The organism is Actinacidiphila oryziradicis (genome assembly GCF_005047355.1).
Lineage (GTDB): Bacteria > Actinomycetota > Actinomycetes > Streptomycetales > Streptomycetaceae > Actinacidiphila > Actinacidiphila oryziradicis.
On sequence record NZ_SUMC01000006.1, the window covers coordinates 161,487 to 173,914 of the forward strand.

Sequence of the window (12,428 nt, forward strand, 5' to 3'; positions counted from 1 at the left end):
ACTGGTGGGACCTGCGTGAGGTGAGTCGAGGAACGCGCCCGGGGAAGCTGTCGCGCGTTCTTGGACAGCACTGAGAACGTGAACGGAAAGGACCAAGTTGTTCACCACCCGACCGACCCTGCAAGGCATCCACGGCATGGTGTCCTCCACCCACTGGCTCGCCTCCTCGACGGCCATGGCGGTACTGGAGGACGACGGCAACGCCTTCGACGCGGCGGTCGCCGCCGCTTTCGTGCTGCACGTCGTCGAACCGCACCTGAACGGACCCGGGGGCGAAGTGCCGATGATCCTGGCCCCGGCCGGCCATCGCCCCCAGGTCCTTTGCGGACAGGGCCCGGCGCCCGCCGGAGCGAGCATCGAGCACTACACCTCACTCGGCCTGGACCTTGTCCCCGGCACCGGTCCGCTGGCAGCCGCCGTGCCCGGTGCGTTCGACGCCTGGATGCTGCTGCTGCGCGATCACGGAACCAAGCGGCTTTCCGACGTGCTGAAGTACGCCATCGGTTACGCCGAGCACGGGCACCCCGCCGTCGAGCGCATCGGGGCAGCCGTCGAAACGGTGCGGGAGCTCTTCGAAACCGAGTGGACAACGTCGGCCGAGCTCTATCTCCGCGACGGCAAATCGCCCGCCCCCGGCGCCCTGCTGCAGAATCCGGCGCTGGCCGGCACCTGGCGGCGGGTCATCGCGGAAGCCGAAGCGGCGGGCTCCGGCCGCGAGACCCAGATCGACGCGGCCCGCAGGGTGTGGCGCGAGGGATTCATCGCCGAGGCTGTCGCCGAGTTCGCGGCACGCCCCACCATGGACACATCCGGCGAGCGGCATGCCGGTACCCTCACCGGCGCGGACCTCGCCGCGTTCTCCGCGACCTACGAGGAGCCCGCCACCTACGACTGGAACGGCTGGACGGTGGCCAAACCGGGTCTGTGGAGCCAGGGTCCGGTGTTCCTCCAGCAGCTCGCCCTGCTGCGCGGCACCGAGCTGGACTACGGCACGCCGGACTACGTGCACACCCTCATCGAGGGCATGAAACTCACGATGGCCGACCGTGAGGCCTGGTACGGCGACAGCGCGGACGTGGCGCTGGAGACGCTGCTCTCCGCCGAGTACAACGACACCCGGCGCGCCCTCATCGGAGAGCGGGCTTCATTTGAATTGCGGCCGGGCAGCCCCGGCGGCCGGGTCCCCCGACTGAGCAAGCGTGCCCGCCACGTCGCCGACAACGGCGCGGTGGACCTGCCGCCGGCCGCCGGCGCCGGTGAACCGACGGTGGCGAAGGTCCACTGGGGGCATCCGGCCGGAGAGCCGGCCGCCGACGCCGGTGAACTGACGGTGGAGAAGGACGGTTCCACCCGGGGGGACACCTGTCACCTGGACGTGGTCGACCGCTGGGGCAACATGATCGCGGCCACCCCGAGCGGCGGCTGGCTGCAATCCAACCCCACTGTGCCCGGCCTCGGCTTCCCGCTGGGCACCCGATTGCAGATGGCCTGGCTCGAGCCCGGACTGCCCAATTCCCTGGCCCCCGGGCGGCGCCCGCGCACCACGCTCACACCGTCCATGGCGCTCCGCGAAGGAGAGCCGGTCATGGCATTCGGAACTCCGGGTGGTGATCAGCAGGACCAGTGGAGCGTACATTTCTTCCTCGCCGTCGCATTGCGGGAGAAAGTACGCGGCGGGCTCGACCTGCAAGGTGCGATCGACGCACCCAACTGGCACAACGACAGTTTTCCGAGTTCTTTCTATCCACGCGTCATGAAGCCGGGAAGCGTCACCGTGGAATCGCGAATCGGCGATTTCGCCATTGCCGAACTCCGACGCCGCGGGCACGAGGTCACGGTCGGCGAACCATGGTCGGAGGGCCGGCTCTGCGCGGTCGCCCGCGACCCTGAAACCGGCATCCTGTCGGCAGGCGCGAACCCGCGCGGCATGCAGGGCTACGCCGTTGGGCGATAGCCGACGGGTGGGGTGAATGGCGAATAGCGGCCCGGGTCCGGGCCGCTATTCGCCGTTCTCTATTCGCTATTCGTGCCACCTTTTCATAAATGCAAGTCGTAACAGTACTTAACCTCTCCGCAATCGACTACGGGCACACAGGAACTACCTTGAGCTTCACATAAAACGAAGCGCTGGGAGTTTGTTTCATGTTCCTCCGGTGTTCTAAGTTTGCGCGAGGTGCCCCGATTCGGTTTGCGGCGATCGGCCTGGCCGCGGCAGTACTCACCTCTTGCGTCCCCATACAGCACGTCGGCGTCGTCGGCGATCACACCGACGTCTACGGCGCCCCCGTAGGAAACCGACAGGTCCGTGCGGGCGGTGATCTCGTGGTGGGCCTGTCCGCCGAACCGGACCAGCTCGACCCGACCACGTCCAGCTCGTCGTTGACGCGCAACGTGATGAGCGCGATCTGCGAGAAGCTGTACGACCTCGACGCGAGCGGCCGGATCGTCCCGCAACTCGCGACCCAGCTGCCCACGATCTCGCGCGACGGGCTGACCGTGACGATTCCGGTCCGCACCGGCGTCGTGTTCGCCGACGGCACCCCGTTCAACGCGAACGCCGTGCGCACCAGCCTTCAGCGCGATTTCACGATGAAGACTTCGCAGCGCACCACCGAAATGGGCCCGATCAAGAGCATCGAGGCAACCGACGCGACCCATGTGGTGCTCCACTACAAGCGCCCGTTCGCGCCGATCACCGCAGCACTCGCCGACCGGGCCGGGATGGTCATGTCGCCGGCCGCGCTGGCCGCGAAGGGCGACAATTTCGGCAACTCACCGGTGTGCGTCGGTCCGTTCAAGTTCGTCAACCGCGTCCCGCAGACCTCCATCACGGTCAAGCGCGACCCGCTGTACTACGACGCCGCCCACGTCCACCTCGACACGATCACCTACCGGATCATGACGGACGCGAACATCCGGGCCGCGAACCTGCGCTCCGGCGACATCCAGGTGGCCGACACCATCTCCCCGCAGGACGTCGACGCGCTGGCCAAGGATCCGAATCTGAAGGTGCTCCAGTCCGGTTTTCTCGGATACCGGGGAATCACGTTCAACACCGGCAATGTGGACGGCGCCGGAACGCCCCCGAAGACCATCAACACCCCGATCGCGGACTCCAGAGTCCGGGCGGCCTTCGGCTACAGCGTCGACCGCAAGACCTTGGTCAACACCGTGTTCAACAACTGGTTCGAACCTGCGTGCTCCCCCATCGCTCCCACGACCCCGTATGCCTCGGCGGCCAGCAATGCCTGCCCGGCGTTCAATCCGAAGCGCTCACTTCAGTTGCTCAAGGAAGCGGGCGTCCATGTGCCGCTCAAGGTGACTCTCACGGTGGCCAACTCCCAGGACGAGCTCCGGTATGCGCAGGCGCTACAGGCCAGCGTCGCCGAGGGCGGTTTCGATCTGCGCATCGTCCCGGTCGAATACGCCACCTCGCTCGATGTGCGCAAGCGCGGTGGCTTTGAGCTGATGCAAATCGGCTGGTCCGGGCGAATCGACCCGGACGCGAACACTTCGAGTTTCCTTGCCACGTCCGCGAGCTCCAACTACGGCGGATTTTCCTCGGCGCAACTGGACGACCTGCTTTCCCGGGCCGCGCAGATCACCGACACCGCACAACGGGCCACGCTGTACGGGCAGGCCGTACAGCTGATTCAGCGGGAGAACCCCATCGTGTACCTCTACCGGATGCGCAACATCACCGTGTATTCCACCCGGGTCGCCGGCGTCGAGGTGTACTCCGACGGCCTGGTCCGGCTCGGCAAGGCCGCGTTCGTCTCACAACAGAAGGGCTGAACCTTGCTGCGCTACCTGTTGCACCGCCTGTGGCAGTCCGCCGTCACACTCCTACTCGGGTCGATCGTCGTGTTCGTCGGTGTGCGTGCGCTGCCGGGTGACCCGGCGGTGGCGATGGCCGGGGATGGAGCCGACCCCGCGACGATCGCGGCGGTACGGGCCCAACTCGGCCTGAACGATTCACTTCCGGTGCAGTACTTCCGGTTCGCCGGCCACGCGCTGACCGGTGACTTCGGCAATTCGGTCCGGACCGGTACGCCGGTCGACCAGATGATCGGCGCGACGCTGCCGGTGACGATCCAGCTCGCGGTCTTCGCGATGGTCATCGCCGTACTGGCCGGGATGTCGGCGGGCGTGCTCGCGGCGGTCTTCCGGGGCCGGTGGCCCGAGTGGCTGGCGAACGGCTTCTCCCTGCTCGCGCTGTCCGTGCCGACCTTCTGGCTCGGCATCCTCGCGATCCTCTACCTCTCCGTGCAGCTGGGCTGGTTTCCGGCATCGGGTTACGTCTCCCCCTTCCAGGATCCGCTGCGCGGGATCTACTACCTGATCCTGCCGGCGGTGATCCTCGGGATGACCCATGCCGCGGTCGTCCAGCGGCAGACCCGGGCAGCGATGGTCGGGACCCTCACCGCCGATTTCGTGCGCACCGCGCGGGCGAAGGGGCTGGGCCGCGGCGCCGTGATCTTCCGGTACGGCTTGCGCAACAGCCTGATCGTGGTGACCACGGTCATCGGCCTGCAACTCGGTGGCCTGATCGCCGGCGCGGTGGTCACCGAGCGCATCTTCACCCTGCCCGGCATCGGCAAGCTCACCCTCGACTCGCTGCTCAGCCGGGACTACCCGGTCATCCAGGCCGTCGTCCTGGTCGTCACGGCGTCCTACATCGTGATCAATCTGCTGGTCGATCTCCTTTACACGGTCATCGACCCACGCATTCGAGTGTCCGGGAGGGCGCAGTGACCGCAATCGCCGAAACTCTCGCCGAAGCCTCCGCCGGCGCTCTCGGGCGGGTACGCGGGCGGGTGCTGCGCAAGCTGTCGCACAACCCGATGGGCCTGGTCGGCGGCGCGCTGCTGCTGATCGTGATCGTCGCCGGGGTGTTCGCGCCCTGGCTCGCGCCCTACCCGCCGGCCGAGGTGCACTTCTCGACGCCGTTCCAGCAGCCGGACACCGTCGGTTTCGCGCTGGGTACCGATGACCTCGGCAGGGATGTGCTGTCCCGGGTGCTGTACGGCACGCGTGCTTCGTTCGAGGTCGGCGTGCTGTCGGTGCTGCTCGCCATCGTCGTCGGAGTGCCGCTCGGACTGCTCGCGGGCTACTGGCGCCGACTGGACGCTCTGGTGTCCAGGCTCGCCGATCTCATGCTCGCGTTCCCCTTTCTCATCCTCGCGGTCGGCCTCGCGGCGATCAACGGCGGCGGGCTCGGCAACGCGGCGATCGCGCTGGGCACAGCCAACGTTCCCACCATGATCCGTGTGGTCCGCGCCGAGACCCTGCGGTTGAAGGACACCGATTTTGTGCTCGCCGCGCACACCATGGACGCGGGAGCATTTCGGATCCTCGGGCAGCACATCCTGCCCAACGCCTTGTCCGCGATCATCGTGCAGGCCACGGTGATCATGCCGGCAGCCGTGCTCGGCGAAGCCATCCTGTCCTTCCTCGGGCTGGGCATCCAGCCCCCGGACCCGAGCCTGGGCATCATGCTCTCCGACGCCCAGCAGTATCTGTTCCGCACTCCGTGGCCGGCGGTCTTCCCCGGCATCGCGATCGCGCTGATCTGCCTCGGGTTCAACCTGTTCGGCGACGCCCTGCGGGACGCGCTCGATCCGAAGACCGGAAAGTGAGGGCTGAGTGATGACGAAATCCGATGCCGAGCCGCTGCTGGAAGTGAGCGATCTCGAGGTGTCCTTCGCGGGCGGCGCGGTCCCCGCCGTGCGGGGTGCCGGTTTCCGGCTGATGCCTGGACAGCGGGTCGCGGTGGTCGGCGAGTCCGGCTCCGGCAAGTCGACCACGGCACACGCCGTGATGGGTCTGCTGCCCGCTTCGGGCCGGATCATCGGTGGCCGGATCCGCTTGCGGGGCGAGGACATCACGCATGCCGGCGAGAAGCGGCTGCGGCGGCTGCGCGGGCGCGAGATCGGGCTCGTACCGCAGGACCCGATGTCCAATCTCAATCCGGTCGCGCGGGTGGGGCGGCAGGTCGCGGAAACCCTGGTGGTGCACGGCATGGCCGGCCGGCGTGAAGCACCCGCACGCGCGGTCGAGATGCTGGCGCAGGCCGGACTCCCGGAGCCGGCCCGCCGGGCGCGTCAGTACCCGCACGAGCTGTCCGGCGGCATGCGCCAGCGCGTGCTGATCGCGATCGCCCTGGCCTGCCGGCCGGATCTGCTGATCGCGGACGAGCCGACCTCCGCGCTCGATGTGACCGTGCAACGGCAGATCCTCGACCACCTGGAGAACCTGACCCACGAGCTGGGCACCGCGCTGCTGCTGGTCACGCACGATCTGGGCCTGGCGGTCGACCGGGCCGACCAGGTGGTGGTGATGTCCAAGGGCAAGGTGGTGGAAGCGGGCCCCGCACGGCAGATCCTCACCGATCCGGAACACGAGTACACCAGAAGACTGGTGGCTGCCGCGCCCTCTCTCGCGACTCCACGCCGGCGGGCGGTCGTGCCCGGCGAGCCCAGCGTGCCCGGCGAGCACAGCGAAGAGACGGTGCTGGAGGTCGACCGGGTATCGAAGGAGTACCGCATCCCCGGGCGGGGCGGCGTGCTGCGTGCCGTCGATGAGGTGTCCTTCACCGTGGGACGCGGACGTACGACGGCGATCGTCGGCGAATCGGGTTCGGGCAAGACCACGACGGCCAGGATGGTGCTCGGGCTTGTCCCGGCGACCAGCGGCGCCATCCGGCTCGACGGCTCGGAAATGGTCGGACTCCGCGGTGCGCGGCTGCGTGCGGCACGCCGGGCCATGCAGCCGGTCTTCCAGGACCCGTACGCGTCGCTCGATCCGACGTTCACGGTCGAGCGGCTGATCACCGAGCCGCTGCGGATCTTCGGCGTCGGCGACCGCGCCCAACGCCGGGCCAGGGTGCTGGAACTGCTGGAGCAGGTCGCGCTGCCGGCCGCCGTAACTCAGCGGTACCCGAACGAGCTGTCCGGCGGCCAGCGCCAGCGAGTGGCGATCGCCCGCGCGCTCGCGCTCGGTCCCCGGCTGGTCGTCTGCGACGAGGCGGTCTCAGCGCTGGACGTACTGGTGCAGGACCAGATTCTGAAGCTGCTCGACACCCTTCAGCACGAACTCGGGCTCAGTTATCTGTTCATCTCGCACGATCTCTCCGTCGTCAGGTCCATCGCCCATGACGTCGTGGTCATGCGCGGCGGCCGGGTGGTCGAGCAGGGTCCGGTCGACCAGGTGCTCAACTCGCCGGCGGATGCCTACACACAACAGCTTCTTGAGGCGATCCCCGGTGCGGGGATGTTCAACTGACCTCACTTCCTGGTGTACGCGGTCAGGGGGCGGTGCCTGTCGCGTCAGCGCGGGCGACCGGCGGCTCCCACCCGCAACGAACAACGCACCCTCGGCAATGACTTCCTGACGTGAGGTCACTTCCGTGTGGGTCGGGTCAGCGCATATTCACCCACTCCCTGAACCGAGCCTGTTTGCCGCCATGGAAACGTGACCGACATCGGATTGATACGCACGGGACAATCACCGCCGTTTTCATGACCAAGCCCACCGGTTTATCCCTCGTCAAAGGAGCACACAATCAACGACCAATCGCTCCCGCGCACACCGTTCACCCGGCGCCACGCCGTAGCCATCGCGACTGCCGCGATGACCGTCGCCGGTACGACATCGGTGACCACGTCCAGAGCCGACGCGGCCGACCGCCCCGGCGGGAAGCCGTTCCCCGTAGATCTTGAGACGGTGACCGTCGCGCAGCTGACCGCTCTCCTCGACGCCGGCAAGGTCACCAGCACCACGCTCACCGAGGCCTACATCGAGCGCATCAAGGCTCTGAACTCCCAGGGGCCCTCGCTCAACGCGGTACGTGCGCTCAACCCCGACGCCATGAAGGAAGCAGCCGCCGCCGACAAGGTACGGCGTGGCAAGGGCCCGCACAGCCCCCTGCTCGGTATACCGGTGATCGTCAAGGACAACATCGACGTCGCGGGCCTGCCGACCACCGCCGGGTCGGTGGCGCTCACCGACTCCCGTCCCGCGAAGGACGCACCTGTCGTCGCGCGGCTCCGCGAGGCCGGAGCGGTCATCATCGGCAAGGCCAATCTCACCGAGTTCGCCAATTACCTGACCACCGGCATGCCCGGCGGCTACAGCTCGCTCGGCGGGCAGGTGCTCAACGCCTACGACGCGAGCCAGACCCCGAGCGGATCCAGCGCCGGTTCCGGCGTCGCGGCGTCGATCGGCCTCGCCGCAGTCGCCATCGGGACCGAGACCTCCGGATCCATCCTCAGCCCCGCGTACTCCAACTCCGTCGTCGGCATCAAGCCGACGGTGGGGCTGGCCAGCCGCACGGGCATCGTTCCGATCGCCGCCAGCCAGGACACGGCGGGGCCCCTCACGCGCACGGTCGCCGACGCCGCGGCCACGCTCACCGCCATCGATGGCACCGACCCGGAGGACCCTGCCACCGCCTCCAACCCGCTGGTCGGGCACGACTTCACCAAGGACCTGTCGGCCACCGCCCTGCAAGGGGCCCGCATCGGCGTCGTCGCCGGCCAGGTCCCGGCCACGGGAACCGACAACCGCACCCTGTGGGACGCGGCCATCGCCGCGCTCAAGGCGCGGGGCGCGACGCTCGTCGACGTCACCCTCGACACCACGGGGCACCCCTCGACCGTCCTGACCTACGAGTTCCAGCGCGACCTGGACACCTACCTGGCCAGGCTGCCGGCGAACGCCCCCATGAAGAGCCTCGCCGACATCATCGCCCACAACAACGCGCACGCGGCGCAGGCGCTGAAGTTCGGGCAGGTCCACGCGCTGGAGTCGCAGGCCATGGACCACAGCCCGGACAGCGCCGACACCGCCACCTACGAGGCGGACCGCGCCCAGGACCTGGCCGACAGCAAGGACCGCATCGACACAGTCATGAAGGACAACAGCCTGACGGCGCTGCTCTTCGCCAACAGCGGCAGCGCGGCCATCGGCGCGAAGGCGGGCTATCCCACGATCAGCGTCCCCGCCGGCTACCAGGCCGCCAACCGACGGCCGTTCAGCATCTCGTTCCTCGGCCAGGCGTGGAGCGAGCCCACCCTCATCGGCTACGCCTACGACTACGAGCAGGCCACCAAGCTGCGCCGGCCGCCAACGGTGATCAACCCGGCACCGTACCGTTGCACCGCTCTCACCAGCTCCGCCGACTCCGCCGACTCCGCGAATTCCAGCGGCTCCTGCGCACCCTGATCCTTCCGCCTCTGCGGGGCCGCTCCCACGACGTAGGGCGGCCCCTGCACTCCGGGCTGGAATACCGGCAGGAACAGTGTCGAACCTCGCCGTGCGGGGCCCCTCCCATCCGACCCGCGGGCTGCGGGCCGGAGCGCGAGCGGATAACGGCCGGGCGGCTCCCCCCTCGGCTCCCCGCCCCGGAGCCGGCCCACCCCGGGTGCCCCTTGCCATCGCCCGGGCCGGACCGCATGATCGCACCGTGGAAGAGCCCATACGTCGTAAGCGCGCGTTGATCACCGGAGCGTCCCGAGGCATCGGTGCCGCCATCGCCCAAGCCCTCGCCGCACGCGGCGACGCGGTAGCCGTGCACTACCGGACCGACCCCGAAGCCGCCGCGAAACTGGTGGCCGCCCTGCCCGGTGAGGGCCATGTGGCGCTGCGCGCCGACCTCACCCGTCCGGAGGAGATCCCCGGTCTGGTCGAGGGTGCGGTCACCGCGCTCGGCGGGGTGGACATCCTGGTGAACAACGCGGCCGTGTTCACCCCGCACCCCATCGCGGCGACCTCCTACGAGAACTGGCGGAGCGACTGGCGCCAGACCTTCGAGGCGAATCTGTTCGCCGCCGCGGACCTCACCTGGCAAGTCACCCGGCATCTGCTGGACCGGGACGAGGGCCCGGCGGGCGCCCGGGTCCTGATGGTGGGCTCCCGGGGCGCCTTCCGGGGCGAGCCGGTCTCGCCCGCCTACGGCGCCAGCAAGGCGGCACTGCACTCCCTCGCCCAGTCCCTGGCGGTGGCCCTCGCCCCGTACGGCATCGCGGTGACGGCGGTCGCGCCGGGCTTCACCGGCACCGAGATGGCGGCGCGGCTGCTGGACGACGACGAGCGGGGACCGGCCATCCGCGCCCAGAGCCCGTTCGACCGGGTAGCCGAGCCACACGAGATCGCCGCCGCGGTGGCCTGGCTGACCTCGGCCGAGGCCGAGTGGGCGAGCGGCGCGGTACTGGATCTCAACGGGGCCTCGTACCTGCGCTGACAGCGGGCTCTCGGTGAGCGGCGGACGGGACCGGTGCCCGTCCGCCGTCGCGCGACCGGCTCGCGACCGGGGTTTCGCGCCCGACGGCCGGTTCCCGGTGCTGCCCACGCTGGGCTTCGCGCTGGGCGCCGCACTGGTGATCCTTCCTCAGCGGGTGTCGGCGGGCCGGGACCGCGAGGGGGCCATGGAGGCGGCCCCGTAACGCGGAACACGTCGTCGTGTCAGCCATCGGCCCGGATCGCCCCGGAGTGGCCGTGCAGCGACGCGCGGTCGGCGGCGGCGGTGCCCTGCGCCCAGCCCTCGCCGTCGCTGGCGCGCGCCCAGCGGCTGGTTGTCAGCTCGGGGAACATCTCCTCGGTGGCATCGTTCACCGCTTCCTCCCGGGCGGCCAGCACCGGCAGGAGGCGGGGCTCGGGCTTCGAGGCGGCCCCGGTGGCCTCGTCCAGCGGCGAGGTGCCGGCCACCGCGTCGTTGGTGGCCTGCTCGGTCGCGACCGTCAGCCGTTCCCTGATCCGGGTGGCGTAGGCGAGCAGAAAGGACTGGCGGAAGGAACGGGTACGGGAACTGCCGTCGGCGCGCTGCCGGCTGCCGGCCCGGCTCAGCGCGGCATTCGCCTGCACCAGCAGCGAGGTGTAGAGCAGCTCCACCGCGTCCAGGTCGGCGTCGAAGCCGATGACCGTACTGAAGCCCAGATGACGGGACCACACGGCGCGGCAGCGATTGGCGGTCGCGACGGCGTCCAACAGCATGACCTTGCTCTGCTCGTACGGATTGTCGACGCCGATACGACAGGCCCCCGGGGCGTCCTCCCGCCCGGTGTCGGCGGTGATCAGAGCCTCCGAGATGCTGTGCTGGGCCATCAGTTGCTGCGCCTTCGCGGTGAGCGCCTCCGCCTCTTCGGTGAATTCCGTAGACTCGGCCTTGGCAAGCAGCGCCCGGATCCGGCCGAGCATCCGCGGCTCGTCCCCGGAACCGGCCTTCTGGCCGCGACGCCACCGGTTGCCGCCGCCCGCTCCCGGCGGTGGCCCGACCGGGTTGATCCGCGGCAGCCATCCCAGCAGCCGCAGCACCTCGAGCGCACAGGTCGCGGTGGCGAGGCGGTCAAGCTTCTCCCGGGTCGCGTACCCGGGCAGGAAGGTGTCGTCAGCCTCCCACCACACCGTCGCACCGACCTCACGCAACTGGGCCGACCAGCGCGGATCGAGGGAAGCGGGAGCGTACTTCCGGGACTCGGCGGCGATCAGGTCCACGGCCAGGCGGGTGTGCCTGGCGCTCAGTTCGCGCCGCACGATCCGTACCAGGTCGGCGGGCTGCCAGCCGTACGCCCACAGCTGGTCGATCATGCTGTCGGTCAGTACGAGCAGCGCGCGGCCCACCTCGGGCCACCGGCCGGCCGGCTCCGACAGGACTGCGGCGGCCTTGCCGACGGCCACCGCGACGCCGTCCTCCGGAGCTTCCACCACCCGCCGCAGCGCCGTCTCCACCACCTGGACGAGTGACCGCTCACGCGGCGGGGGCACATAACCGTACGGGCCCTCGAACGAGCCGGGGTCCGCGTTCCCGAATGTGCTGCCCGGGCCCGTGGAGCGGGCCCGCTGCCGGGCCTCGCGCTCCTTCTTCCTGCCGCGACGCCGCTCCTGGTTCCTCTTGCCCACCTGGTGCTTCTCCCCACGCTTTCCGTGACATCCGCTTGGACATCCGCCTCGTCCGCGCCCAGCGGTCCGCGCCCCGTGCAGCGAGCACAGGCCACGGGCCCGAGGCGCCCGGACCAGGATGGCACCACAATGCAGTGATCATCACCCCGTTGATCCGTACCATCGGAATACGGTTGGATGGTCCGGATTGGCAGCGGTGGTGACTGAGAAGTGCATCGAGCGGGCCGTGAGACGGCGGGCGCGTACGCGGGAGCCGGAGGCTTCGTCGTCGACGACACCGGCACCGGATTCGACGTCTGGGTGGGCGTCCAGAACCCGCCGCCGAGGAGCTGGCCATGGGCGGGCGCCGGCGCCGTGCGATGCGGCGTCCGCCGCATCGGAGGTCTTTCTCACTGCGGATGCGGGCACGCCCGCGTCTTTGGGCGGCCAGGACGCCGGGTGCCGGGCGTTGACGTTGCGCCGGCGCGGACAGCGGTGGGGTTCCCGGGTCGCCATGCCCTGGACGAGCATCTGTTCGTCGACGAGGGGGT

The 12,428-nt window shown here is 69.5% G+C and carries 9 protein-coding genes; 8 read left to right on the top strand and 1 reads right to left on the bottom strand.

Annotation, left to right across the window (positions count from 1 at the left end):
* The first annotated feature begins 97 nt into the window (after positions 1 to 97).
* The 8 genes from FCI23_RS08950 (at position 98) to FCI23_RS08985 (ending at position 10,445) form a co-directional block, all read left to right on the top strand.
* Positions 98 to 1,954 carry a gamma-glutamyltransferase family protein gene (locus FCI23_RS08950; protein ID WP_136722933.1) on the top strand — a complete coding sequence of 619 codons (1,857 nt, stop codon included), beginning with the start codon at positions 98 to 100 and terminating at the stop codon, positions 1,952 to 1,954.
* 368 nt (positions 1,955 to 2,322) lie between these two features.
* Entirely contained in the window at positions 2,323 to 3,795 is a 1,473-nt protein-coding gene (locus tag FCI23_RS08955; protein WP_211265254.1) for an ABC transporter substrate-binding protein, read from the top strand.
* 3 nt (positions 3,796 to 3,798) lie between these two features.
* Positions 3,799 to 4,755 (top strand): ABC transporter permease, encoded by a 957-nt coding sequence (locus tag FCI23_RS08960; protein ID WP_136722935.1) that lies wholly within the window; start codon positions 3,799 to 3,801, stop codon positions 4,753 to 4,755.
* Complete coding sequence (locus tag FCI23_RS08965) at positions 4,752 to 5,639, top strand: ABC transporter permease (RefSeq protein WP_246143568.1); 888 nt, start codon at positions 4,752 to 4,754, stop codon at positions 5,637 to 5,639. Before FCI23_RS08960 ends, FCI23_RS08965 begins: the two co-directional genes overlap by 4 nt.
* A 10-nt stretch (positions 5,640 to 5,649) precedes the next feature.
* The gene (locus FCI23_RS08970; RefSeq protein WP_136722936.1) at positions 5,650 to 7,284 is read left to right on the top strand and encodes a dipeptide ABC transporter ATP-binding protein; all 1,635 of its coding nucleotides are present in this window, start codon (positions 5,650 to 5,652) and stop codon (positions 7,282 to 7,284) included.
* Between the two features lie 372 nt (positions 7,285 to 7,656).
* Complete coding sequence (locus FCI23_RS08975) at positions 7,657 to 9,225, top strand: amidase family protein (protein WP_246143570.1); 1,569 nt, start codon at positions 7,657 to 7,659, stop codon at positions 9,223 to 9,225.
* Positions 9,226 to 9,466: 241 nt separating this feature from the next.
* Positions 9,467 to 10,243: an SDR family NAD(P)-dependent oxidoreductase gene (locus FCI23_RS08980; protein ID WP_246143571.1), complete on the top strand. Its 777-nt coding sequence runs from the start codon at positions 9,467 to 9,469 to the stop codon at positions 10,241 to 10,243.
* 13 nt (positions 10,244 to 10,256) lie between these two features.
* Positions 10,257 to 10,445: a hypothetical protein gene (locus tag FCI23_RS08985; RefSeq protein WP_136722938.1), complete on the top strand. Its 189-nt coding sequence runs from the start codon at positions 10,257 to 10,259 to the stop codon at positions 10,443 to 10,445.
* A 19-nt stretch (positions 10,446 to 10,464) separates the two neighbouring features.
* On the opposite strand, the gene FCI23_RS08990 is transcribed toward FCI23_RS08985, so the two are convergent.
* The gene (locus FCI23_RS08990) at positions 10,465 to 11,898 is read right to left on the bottom strand and encodes a DUF2786 domain-containing protein (RefSeq protein ID WP_136722939.1); all 1,434 of its coding nucleotides are present in this window, start codon (positions 11,896 to 11,898) and stop codon (positions 10,465 to 10,467) included.
* Positions 11,899 to 12,428: the final 530 nt, after the last annotated feature.